Genomic DNA, 25320 nt, shown 5'->3' on the forward strand with positions numbered 1-25320 from the left:
ACCCGGCCCTTCCCCTGACTCCGGCATTACCTGAGCAGCCTAGGTAGGTGGGAGGGCCCGCCGCAAACAGCGGTAGCGCCCCGCGACCGGGCCGCTTGCTGCGCCCGATGGCCCCGGCCTTTCATAACAATCGGGGCCGTTGGGGCGGCTGGGTGCGAGGCTTAGCGGCGGCGGCGGGGCCGGCCTTGCCGGTTGGGGCGTTCGCGGGCTGGTCCTTTCTTTTGTGCGGTATTGCTCTATCCTGCTACATGCGTTTTGCTACTCTTTGCGCCAAGCTGCGCCCCGCCGCCCCCTCCTGGGCGGCGCGTTACCTGTTAGGCAGCCTGGGGCTGGCCCTAGGTGCAGTGGCGGCTGCGCCCAGCCAGGCACAGGCACAGGCACAGGCGCCCGCCCGCCCCGTCGAGGTCATGGTGATGGGCTGCGACCATCTGCACCAGCTCTACACGGCCCAGGACCCCAGGTCGGACGTATTCAGCCCCAAAAAGCAGGCCGAGCTGGCCCAACTCCGCGCCCAGCTTCGGCGCTTCCGGCCCGAGTTTATTTTGCTGGAAGCCGAGCCCAAAGAGCAGCCGCAAATAGATAGCCTATATGCCGCCTACCAGCAAGGCCACCTGCAATTTACGGCCCTGCCCTACGGGCGCAGCGAGCGCTACCAAATCGGGTTTGCGCTGGCCAAGGAGCTGCACCTGGCCGCGCCCCAGAGCATCGATTACTACGCGGCTACGTCGCAAGGGCTGCTGAGCAACGGCCGCAACATTGCTTTTTTCCAGCAGGGACTGAAGGAGCTGCAAACGGCGGCCCGGCCCCTGCGGCGCCAGGTGCAGCACGACAGCTTATCGGTCTACGATTACCTGGCCCTCATCAATCAGCCCGCCCTCATTGCCCTGAGCCACCGAGCGCTGTTCAACACGCCGGCGCTGGTCACGGGCGGCACGTTCGCGGCCGGCGGCCTCAATACCAACGACCTAGGCCCGGTAGACACGGCCTACGTGGGGGCGCACTACATCACGCTGTTCTACAACCGCAATCTGAAAATCTATTCCAACCTGCTCCGCATTCAGCAAAAGACCCGCGCCCAGCGCCTGCTGGTAATCATGGGCCAAAACCACGTGGCCGTGCTGGAAGAGCTGCTGGGCGCCAACCCCACCTACCACGTGGTGCCCGCGCACACGTACCTGAAGGCGCCGGCCGGGCGCCGGCTCAACAAGCTTAAGAAGGGCTAGCTGGCGATGACTGGGTGGTAGACTTGTTTCTGGATTAAGAGTCTTTGTAAAAACGGGTCATGCTGAGCGTAGTGAAGCATCTCTACCGCCTCGTTGTACGGCTTGAACGAAGCGGTAGAGATGCTTCACTACGTTCAGCATGACCCGTTTTTATTTTGTTTTTATCTGATAACGAGACTATTAAAAAAAGCTAACCCAAACAACCTCCTAGGCCGCCAAGAACTCCGTAACCGCCCCGGTATGCGTCAGCGTGAGCTGGTGCATGGCGCGGGTGCAGGCCACGTAGAGCATTCCCTTATCCACCTCCGTTTGGTAAGTGGCGGCGGAGGCGAAAGGCACGACGACCTCGTCAAATTCGAGCCCCTTGGCCAGGTAGGCCGTGGTGATGATGACGCCTTCCTTAAAGGTCGAGGACTCGGCCGTGAGCAGCTGCACGCCGGGGCCTTGCAGCGCCTGGTGCACCTGCGTGGCCTGGCGCTGCGTTTTGCAGATGATACCTAGCGACTGCTGGCCGCCGCTCTGGAAGGCCGCGACCAACTGTTGCACAGCCCGCAATTCCTCGGCAGGGCTGTCGAAGCGCATTATAAAGGGCTCGCGGCCGTGTCTTTCCAGTGGGATGAGGTCGGGGTTGGGGGTGATGCGCTGCGCGAAAGTCGTGATTTCGAGAGTGGAGCGGTAGCTGCGGTGCAGCTTCACGATTTCGGCCTGCGGAAAAACGCGCTCGATGGTTTCGGCCGAGGACGCGCTGTAGGGGTTCACCGTCTGGTTGACATCGCCCAGGATGGTTTTGCGGCACGGAAACAGGCGGGCCAGTACGGCGTAGTGCACGGGCGTGTAGTCCTGCATTTCGTCGATTACCAAGTGCTTGACGTGCTCGTAGGCCGTGATGCCTTCCAGGCGCAGCCGCAGGTAGATGAGCGGGAACACATCGGCGTATTCCAGGCGCTGGCCGGGCTCGACGCGGCAGAGCTCGGGGCGGCCCAGCCAGCGGTAAAAATCGCGGTAGAAGTCCAGCACCTGCGTAAACTTGAACATGCGCGGAATGGCCTCGCCGATGATGGATTTCTCCTGCCCGGTCAGCTTGCGCTGGGTGGCGTCGCGCACGTAGGTGCGCACGTCCTGGGCCACCAGCGGAAACCGCTTCAGCAGCGGCACCCGGTGGTAGGCCTTGAAGCGCTCCTGGATGAACGGCAGCGGCACCAGCAGCCGGCCCAGCCGCAACTCGCTGCCCGTGACGTAATTGTTCTCCACGTGCAGCAGGTATTTATTGAGCTGGCTCAAAAAATCGCCCGCCGACTTAAACCGGATGCGCTCGACAAAGGCGGGGTCGGGGTTTTCGAGCAGCGTCGAAACCTGCTCGAAGAAGGTCTGGAACGGGTACCGGTTTTCGAGCAGGTCGGCCGCTAGCTCTTCCATGCCCAGCTCCGGAATGTGCTCCTCGCCCAGCTCGGGCAGCACGTTGGAGATGTAGTCGGCAAAGACTTTGTTGGGCGAGATGATGAGTACATCTTTAGCCGCAATCGTGTCGCGGTAGCGGTAGAGCAAAAACGCAATCCGGTGCAGGGCAATCGAGGTTTTACCCGAGCCGGCCACGCCCTGAATGACCATTACCGACGCCGTTTCGTTGCGAATCACCGCGTTTTGGTCGCGCTGAATGGTGGCCACGATGTTCTTCATCTTATCGTCGGACGACTTGGCCAGCTCGCGCTGCAACACGTCGTCGTGGATATTCACGTCGTTTTCGAGCACGAATTCCAGCTGGCCGTCCCGAATCTTGTACTGCCGCTTCAACTCGATGGTGCCCGCCACCGAGCCCGAGGGCGTGGGGTAGGCGGCCTCGCCCAGCTCGTAGTCGTAGAACAGCGACGAGATGGGCGCCCGCCAGTCGTAAATCAGGCTCTGGCGCTGCTGGTCGTCCAGGAAGGAGTGCACGCCGATGTACACCGGCGCCTTGGCCCGGCCCTGCGGCACGAAATCGATGCGCCCGAAGTAGGGTGATTGCAGCAGCTTGAGCAGCCGGCGCTTGCGGGCCACAGCGGCCTCGCCGGTGAAGGCCATGCGGTTGATGGACTGGTCGGCGGCCACCAGGTCCGCGTCGTCCAGGCTCGACTGGTGCTCGTGAAGATACTGCTTTTTCTCGCGCAGCTCTTCCGAAAACTGCTTCACGGCGTCGTCGCCGCGCCGGATGGCCAGCGCCAGCTTCTCCTTGATTTCTTCCAGGTATTCTCGTTCTGCTTGCTCCGTGGCGTTCATCCTGGGTAAGGCTTGGGTAATGGGGGTGCAAAGGTGACCGCAAATTTCGGTCAGCCGCCGCTCGCGGCGCACTGGCCCAGCCCGTTTTCTCCGCGTAGCTGCGCCAAACTCCCCCATCAAAAACGCCCCGCCCGGCGCGAGGCCGAAGCGGGGCGGTAGCCAACGTGGCTGGGCAAACTGTGGGTCAGGCTACCCCTAGGGTGCCGTTTGGAAACCGGGTATCATAAGAACCAACCGAGCCAGCATGTTGGATAAAGCTGATTAGCTAGGCTTTACCAGCCCGCGTTTTGCTTGATGTTGGGGTTGGTGTTCAGCTCGCCCTGCGGGATGGGGAAGTAGGCAAACTTGGGGGCGTAGAACTCGCGGCCCACCTTGTCGCTGTTCTTGATTTCCTGCTCCAGCAGGCCCCAGCGCTTGAGGTCGTAGAAGCGCTGGCCCTCGCGGAAAAATTCCAGCATGCGCTGGTGCCGAATCTCAGTCATAATCTGGGTAGCCGAGAGGCCGGCTGCCAGCGGGGCCAGCTTGGCCCGCGAGCGAATGCGGTTGAGCAGCGGAATGGCGTCGGCGGGGCGGCCCAGCATGGCTTCGGTTTCGGCGTAGAGCAGCAGGATGTCGGCGTAGCGCAGCACCTTTTCGTTGATGTCCGAAATCCAGATGCCCTCGTTGTTCTCGCGCCAGTTCTGGTACTTGCGGATGAGCGAGCTGTAGCCAAATACCAGCTTAAAGGCCGAGAAAGGCTTGTTGTAGTACATGGCGCCGGGGTAGTCCCAGACCAGCGTGGCGTACATGCGGGCGTCGTAGTCGCCGCCCACGGCGCGCTCCTGCTTGAACTCGTTGAACAGCTTGTCGGTGGGCGATACCTCAAACCAGCCGGCTACTTCAGTGGGGGCAAATTCCTGGGCGGTGGTCACCCCTAGGGCCTCGTTGGCGTTTTCGCCGGCCCAGGGCATCGAGCCGCCCACGTTCTGGTTCTGGATTTCGAACAGCGACTCGGCGTTGTTGTCGGTGGCCCGCGCGAAGTTGTCTTCGAAGTTGGCCATCAAATCGTAGGTGTAGGGGGCCTGGGCCTGGCCACTGGGCTGCGCCAGTTGCTTGAAGATTTTCTCGGCCTCGACCCAATTCTTCTGGTACACGTAGGCCTTGGCCAGCATACCTAGGGCGGCGCCCTTGGTGGCGCGTCCCACCCACGCGCTGGGGTAAGAGGTGGGCAAGCCCGCGGCGGCGGCCTGCAAGTCCTTCACGGCCTGCGCCCACACGTCGGCCTCGGGCGACTGCGCCACGAAGTAGTCGGTGCGCTGCACGGGCACTTTGGTGATGATGGGCACGGCCCCGAAATTGGTGGCCGCCAGCATGTAGTTGAGCCCGCGCAGGAACTGCGCCTCGGCCACGTACTGCTTCTGCGCATCGGTCGTGAGGCCGGTGGCCGCCTGCGCCTGCTCTATCACCTGGTTGGCCCGGAAAATACCGGTGTAGAAGCCCGTGAAGATGGAGCCCGGCGTGCCGGTGGTGGGGTTGTTGGTGAAGGTAGACAGCTGGTACAAGTCCTTCACATCGTTGCGGATGAAGAAGTCGTCGCCGCGGCCGTTGGTGGTTTCGATGCCGCGCACGCCGTAGTAGCCGTTGTTGACGTCGTGGAACGTCTTGTAGGTAGCCGCCAGGCCCGACAAGAAGTCGGCGTCGGTTTTCCAGAAATTGGTTTGGACAATGGAGTTGGGGCTGACCTGGTCGAGGTCCTTGGTGCAGGCGCCTAGGCCCAGCACGAGCAGCGAAGCGTAGAGAAAGCGTTTCATATCAGGGGTGGGAACTAGACGGTTAGAAGGAAACTTGCACCCCGAGCAGCGAGGTGCGCGCCAGCGGGTAGGCTACGTGCGGAAAATCGACGCCCCGGTCGAGGATGCCCCCGCCGGCGGCGCCCGCGTTGTAGCGCCCTAGGTCGGGGTTGAAGCCCGTGTACTTGGTGAAGGTGAGCAGGTTATCGAAGCTGAGGTAGAAGCGACAGCTGTTGATTTTGACGGCGCTCAGCAGGTTTTTGGGTAGGGTGTAGCCCAGCTGCAGGGTGCGCAGGCGCAGGTACGAGCCGCTCTCCAGAAACCGGTCCGAGGTCTGGCTATTCAGGTTGGGGTCGTTGATGACGGCGCGCGGGAAGTTAGTGTGGTTGTCGGGCGTCCAGGCGTTGAGCGTGGCCGGCGAGTAGTTGAATTCCAGGTTCATGCCTTCCAAATCTTCGCGCGTGCCGTTGTAGATTTTGTTGCCGTAGGTGCCCTGGAAGAAGAAGCTCACGTCGAAGTTGCGCCACGAGGCGTTGCTGCCGAAGCCGTAGGTGAACTTGGGCGTGGGGCTGCCGCAGTATTGGCGGTCGTCCTGGCTGATGGTGCCGTCGTTGTTGGCGTCCACGAACCGGACGTCGCCGGGCTTGGCACTCGGCTGAATCAGCTTGCCGTCGCGAGTGTAGGCGTTTATCTCATCCTGGGAGTTGAAAATGCCGTCCGTCTTTATCAAATAAAACGCCCCCACCGGCCCGCCGGCCTGCGTGATGGTGGCCGACGCGCCGTGGTGCGTGGGCTGCCCGCCCGAAATCTGCTGCGTGCCCGTACCTAGGAAATCAACGTTGTTGTCGATGGCCGTAAACGTGCTGGTGATTTGGTAGTTAAACTCGCCTACCTGGTTGTTGTAGGTCAGGGCGGTTTCGATGCCCTTGTTCGTGATTTGGCCGGCGTTGATGTAGGGGCTGGTGCCGCTGGCGCCGCTGCTCAGTGGAATGGGCACTTGCAGCAGAATGTCCGAATTGCGCCGCACGAAGTAGTCGGCCGTCAGGTTCAGCTTGTTTTGGAAGAAGCCTAAATCAGCGCCCACGTCGAAGGTTTTCGACGTTTCCCACTTGATGTCGGGCGTGGCAAACGCCGTCTGAATGGCGCCCGACCACAGCTGTTGCCCTTGGCCGATAACGTAGTTGGTGTTGGGCTGAATCAGCGGCACGTAGCGATAGTCCGGGATTTCCTGGTTGCCCAGGATGCCGTAGCTGGCCCGCACCTTCAGGTTGCTCACCACCTTTTGGGCGGGCTGGAAAAAGGGCTCGTTCACGACGTTCCAGGCCGCGGCGATGGACGGGAAGTTACCGTACTTATACGCCGGCCCGAAGCGTGACGAGCCGTCGCGGCGGAAGGTGCCCGTGAGCACGTAGCGGTCGTTGAAGGTGTACACCAGGCGCCCTAGGTAGGAGAGCAGCACGCTTTCGTAGGCGTAGCCGCCGCTGGCAATGTTGGTGGTGCCCGCGTCGAGCACCGCGATGCCGGTGGGCATGCCGCTCTTCGAGCCGCTCAGAATATTGTACTTGGTATCCTGGTAGGTGTAGCCCACCAGCGCCTGCAAGGTGTGCTTGCCAAACGCCCGGTCGTAGGCCACCGTGTGCTCCTGCAAGAAGTACGACCGCTCGCTCCGGTTCTGCGCCAGGTCGGCATCGGCGTTGTTAAATAGCGCCCCCACTTGGTAGGGGAAAATGTAGTCGTTGTACGAGCCAAACGTGGATGTATACCCTAGGTTGAGCCTATACTTCAAGCCCTTAAAGAGCGAAACCTCCGCGAAGCCGTTCAAGATGGCCGTGGTTGTTTTGGTTTCGGGCACTTCCAGGTTGAGCTGCGCCACGGGGTTGGCCACGTTCACGACCGGCCCCGAGGCGCCGCTGTAGCCGCCCACCGCCGTGGGGTCGTAGACCTGAAAGACGGGTATCATTTTCAGGGCCGAGCCCACGGGGTTGCCGCCCTGGCCGCCCCAGCCGCCGGCCATGTTGCGCCAGTATTCGCGGGTCAGAATCACGGTTTCGCCCAGCCGCACGCGGCCCTTGTTGAAGTCCGATTTCACGCGCAGGTTCCAGCGGTTGTAGTCGGTTTTCTTCACGATGCCCTGCTGGTCGAGGTAGCCGCCCGATAGGTTGTAGGTGAAGTTTTCGCCGCCGCCGCTCGTGCCCAGCGTGTAGTTCTGCATGGGCGCGGTGCGGTAGATTTCCTTCTGCCAGTCGGTGCCCGCGCCTAGGGTCTCCGGGTTCTTGGCAATGTCGAGGCGCGGCAGGCCCGCGTTGTCGTGGGCCGCGTTGCTGACGGTGGCCCACTGCGAGGCGTTCAGCACGTCTATCTTCTTGGCAATGGTTTGCACGCCGTAGTAGGCGTTGAAATCCATGCGGTTCTCGCCCTTCTTGCCGCCCTTCGTGGTGATGAGCACCACGCCATTAGCCGCCCGCGAGCCGTAGATGGCCGCCGCCGAGGCGTCCTTGAGCACGTTAAACGAGGCGATGTCCGTGGGTTGCAGATTGTTGATATCGTCCACCTGCACGCCGTCCACGATATAGAGCGGGTTGTTGTTGTTGAGCGAGCCCGCGCCCCGAATCACCACCCGCACGCCCGAGCCAGGGTTGCCGCCCGACGACTCTATCTGCACGCCCGCAATGCGGCCCTGCAGCGATTTCTGCACCGTGTTCGAGCCCTGCGTGCGAATGTCCTCCGCCTTCACCGAAGAGATGGCGCCCGTCACGTCCTCGCGCCGCTGGGTGCCGTAGCCCACCACCACCACTTCGCCGATGTCCTTGGCGTCGTCGGCTAGGCTGACTTTCAGCGTCGTAGTTGGGCCCGTTACGGCCACCTCTTGCCGGGCAAAGCCCACCGAGCTGAATATCAGCGTACTATTAGCCGGCACCCGCAGGCTAAACTCCCCGTTGGGGCCGGTGCTGGCCCCGATGGTCGTGCCCTTCACCAGCACCGTCACGCCGGGCAGGCCCTCGCCTTTGGCATCGACCACCCGCCCCGCCACCGTAAAGTCCTCCGCCGCGCTCGCGGCGCTGCTGGTGCCGGCCGGCATGATGACGTAGTTGTTGGTGCGCAGGCGCTTGAAGCTCAGCCCTAGCTCGCCTAGGGTGCGCGCCAGCTTTTCTTCCAGGGTGCCCGCCTCGCTGGGCAGCGCCACGCGCTTATCGCCCACCAGGTCGCTGTCGTAGGCAATGATGCTCTTGTGCTGCTTTTCCCACTGCCGCAGCACCTGCCGCAGCAAAATGGTGGGCGCCGCGGGGGTAGTTGGCCCCTGCACCGGCTGGGCCAGGGCCAGCACCTGCGCGAAGGCCGCCGAGCCGGGCGCTTGCAGCAGCAAGGCCCCGGCCGTGAGAAGGGCGAGGCGGGCAGCGTGCCCGCCTGGTTGGGTAGTCGTGTTTTTCATAAGAAGGGTGGGGAAAAGTGGTGAGTGAGTAGGTGGTGGCCGGAGGCAGCTGGGCGTAGCGTCAGCGGATTTCTAACCAATATTCTTGCGCGCAGCGCATTCTTGAAAGCTCAGTCAGACAAGGGTTTGCTGGATAAAATCAGGCGGTTTCGCTGGCGCTCGACGTGCAGATGAAACGCCTCGGCGAGGTCTTCGCAGAGCACGTCGAGGTTGCCCATCGGGAAGGTGCCGGTGAACTTGCGCTGGCGCAGCGCCGGGCTGGCCACCACCACTTCCACGCCGTAGGTGTCTTGCAGGCGGGTGGCCAGGTCGGCCAGCGGCGTGGCCTCAAATTGCAGCTCGTTGGCGGTCCAGCTCGTGTAGGCTGCCGCTTGCACTGCCTTGTGTACCAGCGCCCTAGGGTGCTTATCGGAGGTTTGTAGCAGCTCGCCCGGCTTCAGCACCACGGCGGGCCGGGTACTGTCGGCAAAGGCCACGCGCACTTTGCCCGACAGCAGCACGACCCGGGCCTGCGCGTGCCGCCGGTACACCGCAAACCGGGTACCTAGGACCTCCACCCGAAAGCCGGCCGTGGTGTGCACCACAAAACGCTGGTTAGTAGGCAAGTGCTTGACCGCAAAAAAGGCTTCGCCATCCAGCCACACCTCGCGCGGGGCCGAGGCCAGCGCCGGGGCCGCGTAGCGCACCGACGAGCGCGCATTGAGCGTGACCACCGAGCCATCGGGCAGCTGCACCACCCGCGTCTGGCCGTAAGTGGTGGCGTAGTGCGCCGTGGTTACGCTGCTGCGTGGCGCCGGCCGGGGCCAGAGCCAGGTGGCGCCCACGGTAGCGCCCGCCAGGGTGGCGGCCAGGGCCCAGCGGCGCCAGTGCGGAGCCTTCGGCTGCACCGGCGCAGGGCGAACATCCAGCCCTAGGCGAGCGTGGAGGTTCGCCCGTATCTGGGCATAATTATAGTCGTAAGAGTCAGTGGCGGCGGGTGCTGCTGCGGTCGCCTCCGCCACCGAGCGGCTCATCCACTCTTGAGCCTGCGCTTCATTGGCTGGGTCGGCCAGCCAGGCCCGCACGGCGCGCGCCTCAGCCAGCGGGGCTGCGCCGCGCAGGTAGCGTAAGCAGGCCTCATAAGTAATGGCTGGGGGCATACACGACGGTAAGTGAGTATTCACTCAGTAAAAGCCTCGAACCAGTGCCTACCCCAACGACCTAGGTGATTATTTTTGCTTAAACCTAAAAATATCTTTTGTATTTAAGATGAAAATATTGATAGACAGAAGTTAAGCTAAATTATTAGTTGTAATTTTTTTATAGCATCTTGTAAAAAACTCCTATATTTACCCGCTGCTTTTACCACCCTTCCTATTTCCCACCCCCTTTGAAAATCATCCGAGAATGCCCGGACCGGGTGTATTTAGCGCGCTTGCAGGCCGACGACTCCCAGGCTTTCGACCTGCTGTTTGACCAGTATGCGCCCGAGCTGTGTCGCTTTGCGCACAGCTACCTAAAGAGCCACGCCGACGCCGCCGACGCGGTGCAGGAATGCTTTTTGAAACTCTGGGAGCGGCGTCATTCCTTTGATGAAGGAATCATATTTAAAGCCTACTTATACAAGTCGGCTTACCACGCCGTGCTCAAGCAGCTGCGGCGGCAGCGCCACTGGGTGTTTGAGGAGTATGGTGGGGAAACCCTGATTGATGAAGCGAGCCCCAGCCGGGTGGTGGAGTATCAGGAGCTGGAGCAGTTTTACCAGGTGGCGATGGCCCAGCTACCGGCCCGGCGGCGGCAAATATTTGTTCTTAACCGCCAGGAAGGACTTTCCTACGCCCTCATTGCCGAGCAACTCAACATCTCGGTGAAGTGCGTGGAAAATCAAATGACGCAAGCGCTTAAATTCCTGAGAGCGCATTTTCAGGCACACGGTATGTCGCTGGCGCTCATCTTGCTGGCCGGGCAGGTGCTGTAGCCTCTTATCAGCGTTCGGTAGGCGATAACTGGTGACAGGTCTTCGGAGAAAACCTGCCTGCGGCCTCCCGCAGCTTCCCGAGTAGCTGGGCCGGCCTAGCAGCCAGATAGACGGCCGTTAATTGTTCGAGCCCCAAAGCGGCCCCTAGGCGCGGTCGCCCTGCCGGAACTGCCGGGGCGAAACGCCCATGACCTTCGTGAAAACGCGGGAGAAGTAGTACACATCGCCGAAGCCCAGCTGATGGGCTATTTCCTTGATGCGCAAGCTACTGTCGGTGAGCTGCTGGCAGGCGTGCTGCATTTTTAGAAAGTTGAAGAACACGATGGGCGGGCGCCCCACCTGCTCCCGAAACAGCGCGCCGTAGTGCGACGCCGACAACCCCGCCTGCGCCGCCAGCTCCGAAACCGTGAAGCTGGCGGCCAGGTGCTCGCGCATGAACTGAATCGACTGCGCAACGCCCCCGGCGGCCACCGAAGGCAGCGCGAGCGGGCTGGCCGCGGGCAGCAGCCCCAGCAAAAAGTGCCCTAGGCGAGCGCTGGCCTGCACTACGCCGGCCAGCGTGGCGGTAAGGGTAAGCTGCGAAAAAATGGCTTCGAATAGTTGAAGCCGCTCCTCGGTGGGCCGGATGGTAGCGGGCACATCCGGCACCTGCGCCTGCAGATAGTCGTACAGCGCGGCCGCCTGCGTGCCGGCAAAGTGCAGCCAGTAGATTGTCCAGGGCGTGGCCTCATCGGCCCCGTAGCGGTGGGGCACGTGCGCGGGTAGAATCACCCATTGGTTGGCCCGCAGCGGCTGTTTTTCGGCGTGGTTGAGCTGGTACCAGCCGGCGCCCTGCACGCAGTAGAGCAGCAGGTGCTGGGCGCTGCCGGCGCGGCGGTGGCGCTTGTGTGCCCGCGCCACGGGGTAAAAGCCAATATCCGTGACGTAGAGGCCCTGGCACAGGGGGTGGCCGGTGGTTTCGTGCAGCAGGGCCACTGGTAGGCTGTAGGCCCGTTGGCCCTGAAATCCTTCTTTCATCGGCCTTAAAGGTAACTGCCGCTGGGGCCGTAGTATCGTCCATCTTTTCGTTGGAAAAGCTATTTACAAGCGGGTGCCCAGGTGGTCATCTTTGCAATGAATTAGCGGTACCCCAGCGGCGGCTTGCCGCGCCGGAGCTACCCAGCCCTCTGCTCGTGCTACCAGCGGCCGGAAGCGCTTTTCTGGTCGGCCGACCTTTCATCCCACCCGTGCCCATGCCTACCTCCGTTTCCCCGCCCGCTGCTTCTGCGGTGGCGTACCACTCGCGCTACATTGTGGGCATTGCCTTTATCGCGGCCCTGGGCGGCTATTTGTTTGGCTTCGACTTTGCGGTGATTTCCGGGGCGCTGCCTTTTTTGCGGCCGCAGTTTGCGCTCACGGCTTGGTGGGAAGGCTTTTTGACGGGCTCGCTAGCGCTGGGCTGCATGGCCGGCAGCCTGGTGGCGGGCCAGCTGGCCGACCGCTACGGCCGGCGGCCCGGCCTGCAGCTGGCGGCGGGCATCTTCGCCGTATCGTCGGTGGCGATGGCCCTGGCCCCGGGCCTAGGGCTGTTTGTGGTGGCGCGCTTTGCGGCCGGCATCGGGGTGGGCATGGCCTCCATGCTGAGCCCGCTCTACATCGCCGAAGTGTCGCCGGCTGCCGTGCGCGGGCGCAATGTGGCCATCAATCAGCTCACCGTGGTAGTAGGCATCCTGGTCACGAACCTGGTCAACTACCTGCTGGCCGACCAGGGCCCCGACGCCTGGCGCTGGATGTTTGGGCTGGGCGCGGTGCCGGCGGTGCTGTTCCTGCTAGGCGTGCTGTGGCTGCCCGAAAGCCCGCGCTGGCTGGCCCAGGCCGGCCGGGTGGCGCAGGCCAAAGCCGTGCTGCGCCAAATCGGCAACGAGGCCTTCGTGGAAGCCACGCTGGCCGACTTGCAAGCCCGCGCTACTAGTGGTGAGCCCAAAGCCCGGTTTAAAGACGTGCTGGGCGCGGGCGTGCGGCCGGCCGTGGTGGTGGGCGTGACGCTGGCCATTTTCCAGCAGTTTTGCGGTATCAACGTGGTGTTCAACTACACAAGCACCATCTTCGCGGCGGTGGGCGCCGACCTCAACCGCCAGCTGCTCGAAACCATCGGCATCGGGGCGGTGAACCTGACTTTCACGCTGGTATCCATGTTTTTGGTCGATAAGCTGGGGCGGCGGCCGCTGCTGCTGTTCGGGGCGCTGGGGCTGGCCGTGAGCTACCTAGGGCTGGCCTTTTTGCTGCAAACCCACGCCGCGCCGGGCCTGGTGTCGGGGGTGGTGCTGGCGGCCATCGGCACCTACGGGCTATCGCTGGCGCCGGTGACGTGGGTCGTGATTTCCGAGATTTTTCCGACCCGCATCCGGGGCGTGGCCTCGTCGGTGGCTACAGTGGCGCTGTGGGGCTCCTACTTCGTGCTGGTGTTCACGTTTCCCATTCTGGCCCAGGCCATTGGCACCTACGGGCCATTTTACCTCTACGCCGGCATTTGCCTGCTGGGCTTCTTTTTCGTGCGGGCCAAGGTGAAGGAAACCAAGGGGCAGACCCTGGAGGAATTGGAGGGTGGCTTTACTGGGCATTAGCCCTGGCGGCTCGCCTTACGCCAACCTCACCCCCTAGCCCCCTCTCCTTGGGGAGAGGGGGGACTAGTTCTAATTCTAAAAAGCTAACAGCTAGGGATAAGGCTAAAATCTAGTCCCCCCTCTCCCCAAAGAGAGGGGGCTAGGGGGTGAGGTGACACGCCCGGCGAACTAGTACCCAAGTAATCAACATTATTACATGCTAACCAACCTCTTATGCAGCCTTCGTCAGTAGCCGTGTGGCAGGAAACGGTGACCATCCCGACCTACGGAGTAGGGGAGCCCGACAAGAACCCGATGTTCTTTGAGAAGCGGGTGTATCAGGGCAGCAGCGGCGTGGTGTACCCGCACCCGGTCATCGACAAGATTTACGACGAGAAGCACGACCAGGAGTACGTGGGCTTGTTTCTGGAAAACAAGTACTTGAAAATCATGATTCTGCCCGAGCTGGGCGGCCGGGTGCAAATGGCCTACGACAAGCTCAAGCAGCGCCATTTTGTGTATTACAACCAGGTGATTAAGCCCGCGCTGGTGGGCCTCACGGGCCCCTGGATTTCGGGCGGCATCGAGTTCAACTGGCCGCAGCACCACCGCCCCAGCACGTTTGAGCCGGTCGATTTTCGGCTGGAGCAGCACGCCGACGGCAGCGCCACGGTGTGGATAAACGAAGTCGAGCGCATGTTTCGGACCAAGGGCCTGACCGGCTTCACGCTGCACCCCGACCGCGCCTACCTCGAAATCAAGGCCCAGCTCTACAACCGGACCGCGCTGCCCCAGACGTTTTTGTGGTGGGCCAACCCGGCGGTGCGCGTCAACGACGATTACCAGTCGGTGTTTCCGCCCGATGTCAACGCCGTGTTCGACCACGGCAAGCGCGACGTTTCCACGTTTCCTATTGCCACGGGTACTTATTATAAGGTCGATTACGCGCCGGGCACCGACATTTCGCGCTACCGGAATATCCCGGTGCCCACGTCGTATATGGCCATCAACTCGGAGTACGATTTCGTGGGCGGCTACGAGCACGACACGCAGGCGGGGCTGCTGCACGTGGCCGACCACCACGTCTCGCCCGGCAAAAAGCAGTGGACCTGGGGCCACGGCGACTTCGGCCGGGCCTGGGACCGCAACCTCACTGATGAGGACGGCCCCTACATCGAGCTGATGACGGGGATGTTCACCGATAACCAGCCCGATTTCAGCTGGCTGATGCCCTACGAGGAGAAGTCGTTTACCCAATATTTCCTGCCCTACCAGGCCCTAGGGGTGGTCAAAAACGCCACCAAAGACGTGCTGGTGAACGTGGAGGCCGCCGGCCCCGGCGCGGCCGAGGTGCAGGTATTCGTGACCTCGGCCCAGCCCGGCTGCCGGGTGCGGCTGCTGGTGGCCGGCCAGCCGGTGCTCGACGAAACCCGCGACCTGGCGCCCGAACAAGGCTTTGCCCAGCGCGCGGCGCTGCCCGCCGGCACTACCGAACTCGACTGGCTGCTGCTCGTGCACGATGCCCAGGGCCGGGAGCTGCTGCGCTACGCGCCCGCCGCGAACAAGCAAAACGACGTGCCCCAGGCCGCCCGCCCAGCCCCGGAGCCTCAGGCCGTGGAAAACACCGAGCAGCTATTCCTCACCGGCCAGCACCTCGAGCAGTACCGCCACGCCACTTACAGCCCCGTGCCCTACTACGAGGAGGCCCTGCGCCGCGACCCGCAGGATGCGCGCAGCAACAACGCCCTGGGGGCGTGGTATTTGCGCCGGGGCCAGTTCGCCCGCAGCGAGCCGTATTTCCGGCGAGCCGTGGCCACCCTCACCCAGCGCAACCCCAATCCCTACGACGGCGAGCCCTACTACAACCTGGGGCTTAGTCTGAAGCACCAAAACCGGCCCGACGAGGCCTACGACGCCTTTTTTAAGGCGACCTGGAACAGCGGCTGGCAGGACAGCGCCTACTTCGCGGTGGCCCAGCTCGACGTGGCGCGGGGGCACTACGCGCTGGCCCTGGAGCACATCGGCTGGGCCCTGGACCGCAACGCCCGTAACGGCAAAGCCTACGTGGTGCAGGCCGCCGCCCAGCGCCTGCTGGGCCAGCCCGAGGCGGCCCTCGCCACCGCCGCCGAAGCCCTGCGCCGCGACGGCTTCAACCTAGGCGCGCTGTTTGAGCAGGCGCTGGCGCACCGCGCCGCTGGGCGGCCCGAAGCCGCCGCACTAAGCCTGACTCAGCTGCAAACGCTGGCCCGCGGTGAAGCCCACAACTACCTCGAATACGCCCTCGACTACGGCGCCATGGGCCGCTACGCCGAAGCCACCGAGCTGCTGACGCTGGCCCTAGGTGCCGCCGCGCCCGGCCCGCTGGTGGCCTACTACCTGGCGCATTTCAGCCGGCAGCTGGGCAACGAAACCCAGGCGCTGGCCTACGCCCGGCAGGGCGCGGCCACGCCGCTGGCCCCGTTTTTCCCCAATCGGCTCGAAGACATCGCGGCCTTGCAGCTGGCCGCTGACCTCAACCCGGTCGATGCCCAGGCGCACTATCTGCTCGGCAACCTCTGGTACGACAAGCGGCAGTACGATGAGGCGATTGCCGCCTGGGAGCTGGCCGCCGCCCGCGACCCCGCCTTTCCGACCGCGCTGCGCAACCTGGGCCTGGCCTACTTCAACAAGCGCCAGGCGCCCGACAAGGCGCTGGCCTGCTTTGAAAAAGCCTTCGCCCTCGACCCCACCGACGCCCGCGTGCTGCTGGAGCTCTCCCAGCTCTACCGCCGCCTGAACCAGCCGCTGGCCGACCAGCTGGCGCTGCTGGAAGCGCACCCGGCCCTGGTCGAGTTTCGCGACGACCTGTACCTCGAGCGCGTGGCTTTGCTTAACCAGCTCGGCCAGTCGGGGCGGGCCTACGCGCTGCTGTCAGCCCGGCAGTTTCACCCCTGGGAAGGCGGCGAAGGCAAGGTTTCGGGCGAGTACCTGCGCAGCCTCACCGAGCTGGCTAAAGCCGACCTGCACGCCGGCCAGCCGTCCGCCGCCGTGGCCCGCCTCACCCAGGCGCTGGCCCCCAGCTACCCGCCCAAGCTGGGCGAAGGCAAGCTGCCCGGCGCCCCCGAAAATGAGCTGCACTACTGGCTCGGCTGCGCCCACGCGGCCCTAGGGCAGCCCCAGGCGGCCCGCCAGGCCTGGCAGCGGGCCACGGCCGGCAACAGCGAGCCCACGGCGGCGCTCTTCTACAACGACGCTCCGCCCGACCAGATTTTCTACCAGGGCCTGGCCTGGGGCAAGCTCGGTTCGCCCGAGCAAAGCCAGGTCATCTTCACGCGCCTGCTGGAATACGGTCGGCAGCACCTACCCGACGAGGTGAAGCTCGATTACTTCGCCGTGTCGCTGCCTGATTTACTGATATTCGAGGACGACCTGAGTCGGCGCAACGCCCTGCACTGCCGCTACCTCATGGGGCTGGGCTACCTAGGGCTAGGCCAGCTGCCCGAAGCTGAAGCCGCCCTGGCGGCCGTGCTGCACGAGGATGGCCGCCACGCCGGGGCTCACACTCACTTGCGGCTGCTGCGGCAGCCCAGCGTCGCCGCGCTGCCGGCCTAGGTAGGTCGTCCGTCATGCAGAGCGCAGCGAAGCATCGCGCTTGCTACCGTTGCTTGCGCAAAGAGTTACTGCACCACGCGAGATGCTTCGCTGCGCTCTGCATGACCAACGCATTCCATTTCTCAGAATCCCACCCAGCTTCATCCTATGATACGCCGCTCTACTACCACTTCCGCCTTCCTCCGCACCGGCCGGGGCTTGCTTTTGCTACTCGTGTGGCTGGCGGCGGCCGGGGCCGTCCGTGCCCAGGCGGTGCATAGCCTGGGCGCGCCAAGCGAGCGCCTCGACCTGGCGGGTGAGTGGCGCTTTGCCATCGATTCGCTTGACCGAGGCGGCGCGCAGCGCTGGTTTGCGCGCGATTTGGCCGATAAAATCACCCTGCCGGGCTCGATGACGAGCAACGGCAAGGGCGACGAAATTCGGGTGAACACGCCCTGGACCGGGCAGATTGTGGATTCCTCCTGGTTTTTCAAGCCCGAGTACGCAGCGTACCGGCGGCCGGGCGACATCAAAATTCCCTTCTGGCTCCAGCCCGTGAAGTACTACAAGGGCGCGGCCTGGTACCAGAAAACCATCGACATTCCGGCCGCCTGGGCTGGGCGGCCCATTGAGCTGTACCTGGAGCGGGCGCACTGGGAAACCACCGTCTGGCTCGACGACCAGCCCCTAGGTACCCAAAACAGCCTGGGCACGGCCCACGTGGTCATGCTGGGCCGCGGGGCCACGCCCGGCCGGCACCGCCTCACGGTGCGGGTCGATAACCGGGTGAAGGACTTCAACGTGGGACAGAATTCGCACAGCATTTCCGACCACACCCAGGGCAACTGGAACGGCCTAGTGGGGCAGCTCTACCTGGCCGCCCGCCCGGTAGTGTACGTGGCCGATGCCCAGCTCTTTCCCAACATTCAGCGCAAGCAGGTGGTCGTGCGGCTGCGGCTGCGCAACACCACCGGCAAGGCCGTGGCAGCTACCCTAGGGCTGCAAGCCACCCTGCGCGCGCCGGGCGCCGCCGCGCTGCCCGCTCTCACCCAAAAAGTGCGCCTCAACCCCGACACCACCGCCCTGGAAATCACTTACCCGATGGGCGCCCAGCCGCAATTGTGGAGCGAGTTTACGCCCAACGTGTACCAGCTGGCCCTTACGCTAAGCGCCGGCAAAAGCCAGCCGGAAACCCAGCAGGTGGCCTTCGGGATGCGCGAATTTGGCGTGCGGGGCACCCAGTTTACCATCAACGGCCAGCCCACTTTTTTGCGGGGTACGCTGGAGTGCGCCAGCTTCCCTAAGACCGGCTACCCGCCGACCGACGTGGCCGCCTGGCAGCGCATTTTTGCCATCTGCAAATCGTATGGGCTTAACCACCTGCGCTTTCATTCCTGGTGCCCGCCCGAAGCGGCCTTTGCGGCCGCCGACCAGGCGGGGATGTATTTGCAGATTGAGTGCTCGTCGTGGGCCAACCAGGGCGCCACCGTGGGCGACGGCCTGCCGCTCGACGCCTACCTCTACGCCGAGAGCCGGCGCATGGTGCGCGCCTACGGCAACCACCCCTCGTTTTGTATGATGACCTACGGCAACGAGCCCGCCGGCAAGCAGCACATTCCTTACCTCACCAAGTTTCTCAACTACTGGAAGGCCACCGACGCGCGCCGGCTCTACACCGTGGCCTCGGGCTGGCCCATCGTGGCCGACGACAACTACAACGTCACGCCCGACCCGCGCATCCAGGCCTGGGGCCAGGGCCTCAAGAGCATCATAAACGGCCAGCCGCCCCGCTCGGACTACGACTGGCGCGCCACCACGGCCAAGTGGCAGCACCCCACCGTGAGCCACGAAATCGGCCAGTGGTGCGTGTACCCCGACTTCAAGGAAATCGCGAAGTACGACGGCGTGCTGAAGGCCAAGAACTTCGAGATTTTCCGTGACCGGCTGGCCGCCAGCCACCTCGCGGGTTTGGCCGATAGCTTTTTGCTGGCCTCGGGCAAGCTGCAAGTGCTCTGCTACAAGGCCGACATTGAGGCGGCGCTGCGTACGCCCGGCTTCGGCGGCTTTCAGTTGCTGGGCCTCTACGACTTTCCGGGCCAGGGCACGGCGCTGGTGGGCGTGCTGAGCCCGTTTTGGGAAGACAAAGGCTACGTAACCGGCCCCGAGTACCGGCGCTTTTGCAGCCCCACCGTGCCGCTGGCCCGCTTCCCCAAAATGGTGTACCTCAACTCGGAAACCCTGACGGTGCCCGTCGAAATCGCCCACTTCGGCGCCGCGCCTTTGGCTAGCGTAACCCCCACCTGGATTATCGAGGATGCGCAGGGGCAGCGCCTGTTCAGCGGCACGTTGCCGGCCCGCGCCATCGTGCTGGGCAACGGCCAGGTGCTGGGCGAAATCCGGCAATCCCTAGGTAGCGTGGCGCGGGCCCGTCAACTGCGGCTGCGCGTGGCCGTGGGTGCTTTCGAAAACTCCTGGGATTTCTTCGTGTACCCCAGCGCCCAGCCTGCCGCTAGTAAGCAGATTCTGGTGACGCAGCGGCTCGATAAGCAAGCCTTGGATAAGCTCGCAAGCGGCGGCAGCGTGCTGCTCACGGCTGCCAAGGGCAGCATCAGCGCCGCGGCGGGCGGTAACGTGGCCATGGGCTTTTCCAGCATTTTCTGGAACACCGCCTGGACCAGCGGGCAGGCCCCCACCACGCTCGGCATCCTCTGCAACCCCCGGCACCCCGCGCTGCAAGGCTTCCCCACCGCCTACCACAGCAACTGGCAGTGGTGGGATGCCATGAGTCACGCCAGCCCCATCCGGCTCGAGGCGGTGGCGCCCGGCCTGCAGCCCATCGTGCGCGTCATCGACGACTGGGTCACGGCCCAGTCCCTAGGGCTAATATTTGAGTGCCGGGTGGGCCGGGGCAAGCTCCTGTTCTCGGCCATCGACTTGGTCGGCGACGCCGCCACCCGGCCCGAGGCCCGGCAGCTGCGCACCAGCCTGGAGCAGTACATGGCCAGCCCCCGCTTTCAGCCAGCCACGCCCGTGGCGCCGCAGCGCATTGCGGGCTTGTTTAAGTAGCCATTACCCTAGGTTGTTTTTGGGAGAAAAAGCTTTCAGACAAGAAAACTGCCACACTACTGCTAGCCGGGTAGCTGATAAGTAAGGGAGGCTTGTAGCGATTGGCGGCGCTGAAAGCCGGTGTATGTTCGGCTAACCATCGAATAGTCCTCGTCGGCCGTGAGCTTGGTGAGGCCCCAGTAGGCGCGTAGCCCTACCTCCAGGCCGGCGGGCAGCTTGACGCCAACGCCTACGCAGGGCCCGGCGTCGAAGCGGCGGTAGCTGCTGGTAGCCGCTTGGTCAACGTGGATGGAGTTGTTAATGGTACCGTTTGCGTAAGGAATATCTTTGGCGCGGCCCCCCACTAGTAAGCTAACCTGCGGCCCGGCTTCGAGGTAAAATGCCCCTGCGCTGGCCCGTAGTAAGACGGGCAGGTTCAGATACGACAGCGACTGGTCGTACTCGCTGTGGGGCGGCCCTTCGAAGTAGATAATACCAGGAGGGGTGAACGGCGTGTAACTGACGGAGAAGCGCTCGCGGCTGAACTGGACTTCGGGAACGAGCGCTAGGTGCTTGGTAAGCGGCACCTGGTAGTAGAGCCCAACTTGGTAGCCCGCCAGCCGGCGCGTGGCTGGGTTTTCATCGCTCAGGCGCGTTCCCTTGGTGAAGGTGGCCGTGTTACCCCCCGCCCGCACGCCTAGCTGAGCGTGGGCGGAGCTGGCCAGTAGCAGGCCGCCGCCGAGTAAAAATAGTGCTCGTTGCATGATGAAAAGGGAAGATAGACAACCGGAAGAGCCACTACGCTTCGCAAGGGTTGCATAGCCGGCTACCCGGACCTGTCGCCGGCGGGCCGGGCCCTGGGCGTAGCTGGCCCGGTACCAGCTCTAGAACCGGCGCCACGTCACCTATCGGCGCCACATCACCTGCCGGGGCAGCGGATACTGCCGCGGCATGGCCACGCAGGGAAGCGGTGGCACCTAGGCCTCGGCCAGCGCGTGCGCCCCCGACCCTAGAATCACGATGAACAGCAGCAACAGGATTTTTAGATTCATCGGCTCGTATCTGCGAAGCTGCCGGGGCCAGACCGGGCGGGGCAGAGGCCTCGACAAGAGGCCCATCAGCTGCCCCCGAAGCAACGAATCAAAGGTGCCAGCCTCCCAAATCCCCGGAAGTGCAAAAGCTCATCCCCTGGGGATGAGCTTCGTAAACTGCCTGCCCAGGCGGCGAGCAGGGGGCCTACCTTGGTGGGCTACCAACGCGCCCGGCGCAATTTCTCGGGTGCCAGCACCCGAATGGTATTCGGAGCCAGCTCAACCAGGCCGTCCTGCTTAAACTCGTTGAGCGTGCGGCTCAGTGATTCGGGGGCGGTGCCCACCATGGCGGCCATGTCGTCGCGGGTGAGCTGAATGGTGGCCTCGGCCGTGCCGCCGGCCTGCGCGTGCAGCTGCACCAGCGTGTCGGCCACGCGCCGCCGGATGGAGTTGTAGGCCAGGGCCAGCAACTGCTCGGCCTGCCCGCTCACCTGGCCCGCCAGCAGGCGCACAAACTGCTGGCCCACGGCGGGGTTGCACAGCAGCAGCTCCGTAAAATCATCCTTCGGAATGTAGAGCAGCTCGGCTTCGTCCACGGCCATGGCCGAGTCGCGGTGGGGCGTGTTTTCGAGTAGCGGCAGGTAGCCAAAAAAGTCGCCGGGGCCGTGCAGGCCCACCAGCAGCTCCTTGCCGCCGTCGGTGGTTTTCACGGTTTTTACCCGCCCGCTCTGCACAAAGTATAGCCGCGTGGCCTCGTCGCCCTCCAGGTAAATATCCTGCTTTTTGCGAATCAGGTGAGCTTTGCGGTCGAGCGAGAGGCTGGCTAAGTCACCCGTTTTCTGCGCGTCGTCCAGAAAGTGGCCCAGGCCGCTGGGCGTGGGTTCGTAAGTAGGCTTGAGGTGCTGAAAGCGGCTGAGGCGACCCTGCACGGCGCTCAGCAACTCGGCCTTCACGAAGGGCTTGGTGAGGTAGTCGTCGGCCCCTAGGGCCATGCCCAGGCGCTGGTCGGTGCGCTCGGTTTTGGCAGTGAGGAAGATGAAAGGAATGCCCGTGAGCTGCGGGTGCTGGTTGAAAATCTGGAGCACGCCGTAGCCGTCGAGCACCGGCATCATGATGTCGCAGATAACGAGGTCGGGCCGGGTGGCCAGGGCTAGCTGCACGCCCAGCTCGCCATTTTCGGCCAGCAGCGTTGCGTAGCCGGCCAGCTCCAGCAGCTGGGCCGTGTTCTCGCGAATAATCTGGTGGTCTTCAATAAGCAGGATAGTGGGCATGGGGGGAGGGGAGTGGTTAGCCGTCATGCTCATCTGGCGTCCGCGCAGCGCAACCGTTCAACGAAGCAGCTCTACTGCTTCGTTGAACGGTTGCGGATGGGGCAGTAGAGCTGCTTCGACTGCGCTGCGCCCTGCGGACGTCAGATGAGCATGCCGATGCTTTACAGCGGTCGTTTTCTGGCTAGCCTACCCCTAATCGGGCGTAGTAAGAGGCAGCGCGATGGTGACGGTGGTGCCAGCGCCGGGAGCGCTTTGCAGGTCGATGGTGCCGCCCATCAGCTCCAGATATTTGGCGATGATGTAGAGCCCTAGGCCGGTGCCCGGCTCGGTGATGACGCTGGGTGCCCGGAAAAACTGCTCGAACAGGTGATTCTGGTCTTCCGGCGAAATACCGATGCCCTGGTCCTGCACCGTGATGGTCAGCTCCTCGGGTACGCAGCCGGCCCGCACGGTAATAACCGAGTGCTCGCCCGAGTATTTGAGGGCGTTGGAGAGCAGGTTCATCAGGATTTTGCGCAGCAGCGAAGCGTCCAGCCGCACCGGTACGGGGCACTCCACCTGCCAGTCGATAGTTTGGCCAGTTTTGAGCAAGCTCTGCACGTCGGCCACGGTGTCGCGCACCAGGTCATCGAGGTTGAGGTTGGCCGGGCGCGCCTCGATTTTGCCTTCCTCGATGCGGCCCACCGATAGAAACTCCTCCAGAATGGTGTTCAGGTGCTGCACCGAGGTGCGGATGTGGTTCACGTGCTTGAGGCGCTGGGGCTGCTGGTGCGCGCCAGGAAACTCCTCAATGAGGTCGGCCGAGGAGAGCATGGCCGTGAGCGGGGTGCGAAACTCGTGCGAGGCCATGCTCACGAAGCGCGACTTGAGCTCGCCTAGCTGCTGCTCGGCTTGCAGGGCCAGGGCCAGCTCATCGCCGCGCTTTTCAAGCTGCTCCAGGGTCAGCAGCAGGGCATTGGTGCGGTCTACTACCCGCTGCTCCAGCTCGGCGTTGAGGCGGGCCACGCGCTCGTGCTGGGCCAGCAGCTCCTGCTCGGCGGCCTGCTTGGCGCTCAGGTCCAGGATGTAAGCCACCCCGTAGAGCTCCTCATCGAGGTAGAAATAGCTCAGGCTAGCCTCCACCGGAAACACGGTGCCGTCGCGGCGCTGGCCGGCCAGCGGGCGGTCGCTATGGCCCATGCTACGCACCTGCGGGTCGGCGTTGTAGGCCGCGCGCTGCTGCACGTGCTGGCGGCCGGCGGCATCGGGCACCAGCAGTTCTATCGGCTGGCCCAGTAGCTCGGCCGGCGCGTAGCCAAAGAGCTGCCCGGCCTGCGCATTCACCGATACCATGCGCCCCGGCTCGTCGCAGACGACGATGCCTAGGGTAGCATTGGCAAACACGGCCTCGAAGCGGCGCACGCTGTGGGCCAGCGCGCGCTCTGCCTGCTGCAAGCGGTTGTGCTCGGTGATGTTGACCAGCAGCAGGGGCTTACCGGCCAGCTCGCAATACGTCAGCTTCACGTAGGCTCGAAACGGCTCGCCCACGTGGCGGCGCACGTCGGCCTTCAGCTCGTGGTGGCCCTCGCGGCGGGTGAGGTCGCACAGGTGCTGCCACTGGGCGGGCGTCCAGGGCGGCACGCGCAGCGAGTGGTTGGGGTCGGCCAGAAAAGCTTCTTTGGAAGGGTAGGCCAGCAGGCGCACCCCGGCCGGGTTCACGTGCGTGAACCACCCTAGGGCCAGGTCGTAGATGCCCAGCATTTCGCCCGAATGAGTGTACAGCAAGTCGGCCATCACGGCCGAATAGGCATCCGGGAGCAGGGGCATAGGCAGCGGACCAACCGCGCGGAGGCCCCGAGGGACAGCAGGCACGCGCGGCCCTTAGCAACTGGACTTGACAAACGTCAACCCGGCTTCCTGATATCTATCATACGGGCCGGCAGGGGCTGCCGGTAATTTTGCGGCTACTTATTTCTGGCTCGCCCCGGGCCGGCCGCGGTGTAAATCACCTTTCCCTCTAGCCCATGTTTCCTTCCGCCATAGTCCCGCTGCTGCCTGCTCATGCGGCCATGTTGCTCGTGCTGCTACCCACCGTGGGCCCCGGCCCCCAGCAGGAAACGCCGCAGGCGCGCACGGCTACCAATCTGCTGCTGCAAGACTTGCAGGCCGAGTTGGGCACCGCCATCCGGGTGCTAAGGGTAGACGAAGCCAGCCACCCCGCCGTGGTGCGCGCCTTCGACGGCCGGGGCGTGCCCGCCTTTGTGCTGCTGCGCGACGGTGCGGAACTGTATCGCCAGCAAGGCCTGCCCGATGGTGCCCTGCTGGCGTCGCTGCTGCTGAGCGAGCTGGCCAGTGCGCCCGCCGCCGGCCGGCCGACCGGCCGGCAACCAGGCCCCTAGGGCCAGGGCCGCGCGGCCCCGCAGGGCGGCTGGCGGCTGTTGCACCAGGCCGGGGCAAAAGCTTGGCGGCGGTAAAAATCTGACTATTTGAGCCTTGCGCGCGAGTGTAGAAATGCTTCCCCATCCGCCAGCGTATGGAAGAACACGCCAGTGCCAAGCAGGCTGCCTCATACAGGAAATAGCTCGTTACCTTTGCCCTATTATAATGGTATTTTGGTAAGATTTAAAGATGAAGTTGTACATAAAATACATGGTCAGCGTTCGCTGTAAAATGGCCGTGCAAGACAAGCTTGATAAGCTAGGCCTCTACCACGGCACAGTGGATTTGGGAGAGCTGGTATTCAAAAAGGGCATCACGCCGCAGCAGCAGGACCAACTCAAGGATGAGCTACAGCAGCTAGGCGTAGAGCTACTCGACCGAAGCCACGGCAAAGTGATAGAGCGGATAAAAGAAGTTATCCAAAAAATGGTGCATCAGGCTGATAGTCTGCCTAAAATGAAGAATTCTGAGTATATAAGTCAGCAGCTGAGCCGCGATTACAAGTACTTGTCTACGCTGTTTTCGGAGGCTACTGGCGTCACGATTGAGCAGTCAATCATCAATCATCGGGTTGAGCGCGTGAAGGAATTGCTGCTCTATGATGAGCTAAACCTGACGGAAATCGCGCATAAGCTCAACTATTGCAGTGTAGCGCACTTGTCGGGACAGTTCAAAAAAACGACGGGGCTGACGCCCACTTTCTTCAAGCAGCTGAAGCATAAAATGCGGCATTTGTAGAGGTAGAAATAATGCATTTTTTTTGGATAATCG

At 63.4% G+C, this 25320-nt stretch carries 16 protein-coding genes; 7 read left to right on the top strand and 9 right to left on the bottom strand.

The window, feature by feature from the left end; genetic code table 11:
- Positions 1-248 precede the first annotated feature (248 nt).
- Positions 249-1223: a DUF5694 domain-containing protein gene (locus ACFSDX_RS21840; protein WP_382317471.1), complete on the top strand. Its 975-nt coding sequence runs from the start codon at positions 249-251 to the stop codon at positions 1221-1223.
- 207 nt (positions 1224-1430) lie between these two features.
- Here ACFSDX_RS21840 and ACFSDX_RS21845 read toward each other — a convergent pair whose 3' ends face one another.
- The 4 genes from ACFSDX_RS21845 to ACFSDX_RS21860 all read right to left on the bottom strand — a co-directional run bounded on the left by ACFSDX_RS21845 (position 1431) and on the right by ACFSDX_RS21860 (position 9814).
- Entirely contained in the window at positions 1431-3476 is a 2046-nt protein-coding gene (locus ACFSDX_RS21845; RefSeq protein WP_382317472.1) for a HelD family protein, read from the bottom strand.
- Positions 3477-3748: 272 nt separating this feature from the next.
- A complete protein-coding gene (locus ACFSDX_RS21850) occupies positions 3749-5266 on the bottom strand; it encodes a RagB/SusD family nutrient uptake outer membrane protein (RefSeq protein ID WP_382317474.1) in 1518 nt (505 codons plus the stop codon).
- A 22-nt stretch (positions 5267-5288) separates the two neighbouring features.
- Positions 5289-8675 (bottom strand): SusC/RagA family TonB-linked outer membrane protein, encoded by a 3387-nt coding sequence (locus ACFSDX_RS21855; protein WP_382317476.1) that lies wholly within the window; start codon positions 8673-8675, stop codon positions 5289-5291.
- 110 nt (positions 8676-8785) lie between these two features.
- Positions 8786-9814, bottom strand: a complete 1029-nt coding sequence (locus ACFSDX_RS21860; protein ID WP_382317478.1) for a FecR family protein — start codon at positions 9812-9814, stop codon at positions 8786-8788.
- Between the two features lie 230 nt (positions 9815-10044).
- Between ACFSDX_RS21860 and ACFSDX_RS21865 the strand changes: the two genes are divergently transcribed.
- A complete protein-coding gene (locus ACFSDX_RS21865) occupies positions 10045-10632 on the top strand; it encodes an RNA polymerase sigma-70 factor (protein ID WP_382317480.1) in 588 nt (195 codons plus the stop codon).
- 144 nt (positions 10633-10776) lie between these two features.
- Here ACFSDX_RS21865 and ACFSDX_RS21870 read toward each other — a convergent pair whose 3' ends face one another.
- Positions 10777-11649, bottom strand: a complete 873-nt coding sequence (locus ACFSDX_RS21870) for an AraC family transcriptional regulator (protein ID WP_382317482.1) — start codon at positions 11647-11649, stop codon at positions 10777-10779.
- A gap of 215 nt (positions 11650-11864) precedes the next feature.
- Here ACFSDX_RS21870 and ACFSDX_RS21875 point away from each other — a divergent pair, with 215 nt between their 5' ends.
- From ACFSDX_RS21875 to ACFSDX_RS21885, 3 genes are all read left to right on the top strand, one after another.
- Entirely contained in the window at positions 11865-13235 is a 1371-nt protein-coding gene (locus ACFSDX_RS21875; protein WP_382317483.1) for a sugar porter family MFS transporter, read from the top strand.
- Between the two features lie 213 nt (positions 13236-13448).
- Positions 13449-16805, top strand: a complete 3357-nt coding sequence (locus tag ACFSDX_RS21880) for a DUF5107 domain-containing protein (protein WP_382317485.1) — start codon at positions 13449-13451, stop codon at positions 16803-16805.
- Between the two features lie 147 nt (positions 16806-16952).
- Positions 16953-19850 carry a glycoside hydrolase family 2 protein gene (locus tag ACFSDX_RS21885; protein ID WP_382317487.1) on the top strand — a complete coding sequence of 966 codons (2898 nt, stop codon included), beginning with the start codon at positions 16953-16955 and terminating at the stop codon, positions 19848-19850.
- A 62-nt stretch (positions 19851-19912) separates the two neighbouring features.
- Here ACFSDX_RS21885 and ACFSDX_RS21890 read toward each other — a convergent pair whose 3' ends face one another.
- From ACFSDX_RS21890 to ACFSDX_RS21905, 4 genes are all read right to left on the bottom strand, one after another.
- Positions 19913-20593, bottom strand: coding sequence for a porin family protein (locus tag ACFSDX_RS21890; RefSeq protein ID WP_382317489.1), 681 nt, complete (start codon positions 20591-20593; stop codon positions 19913-19915).
- Between the two features lie 213 nt (positions 20594-20806).
- A complete protein-coding gene (locus ACFSDX_RS21895; RefSeq protein WP_382317490.1) occupies positions 20807-20947 on the bottom strand; it encodes a hypothetical protein in 141 nt (46 codons plus the stop codon).
- A 131-nt stretch (positions 20948-21078) separates the two neighbouring features.
- Complete coding sequence (locus tag ACFSDX_RS21900; RefSeq protein WP_382317492.1) at positions 21079-22131, bottom strand: response regulator; 1053 nt, start codon at positions 22129-22131, stop codon at positions 21079-21081.
- A gap of 192 nt (positions 22132-22323) precedes the next feature.
- Positions 22324-23937, bottom strand: coding sequence for a sensor histidine kinase (locus ACFSDX_RS21905; protein WP_382317493.1), 1614 nt, complete (start codon positions 23935-23937; stop codon positions 22324-22326).
- Positions 23938-24134: 197 nt separating this feature from the next.
- Between ACFSDX_RS21905 and ACFSDX_RS21910 the strand changes: the two genes are divergently transcribed.
- Positions 24135-24509: a YbbN family protein gene (locus tag ACFSDX_RS21910; RefSeq protein ID WP_382317495.1), complete on the top strand. Its 375-nt coding sequence runs from the start codon at positions 24135-24137 to the stop codon at positions 24507-24509.
- A 229-nt stretch (positions 24510-24738) separates the two neighbouring features.
- Positions 24739-25287 carry a helix-turn-helix domain-containing protein gene (locus ACFSDX_RS21915; RefSeq protein ID WP_382317497.1) on the top strand — a complete coding sequence of 183 codons (549 nt, stop codon included), beginning with the start codon at positions 24739-24741 and terminating at the stop codon, positions 25285-25287.
- Positions 25288-25320 lie beyond the last annotated feature (33 nt).

Source organism: Hymenobacter bucti (assembly GCF_042681145.1).
Taxonomy (GTDB): domain Bacteria; phylum Bacteroidota; class Bacteroidia; order Cytophagales; family Hymenobacteraceae; genus Hymenobacter; species Hymenobacter bucti.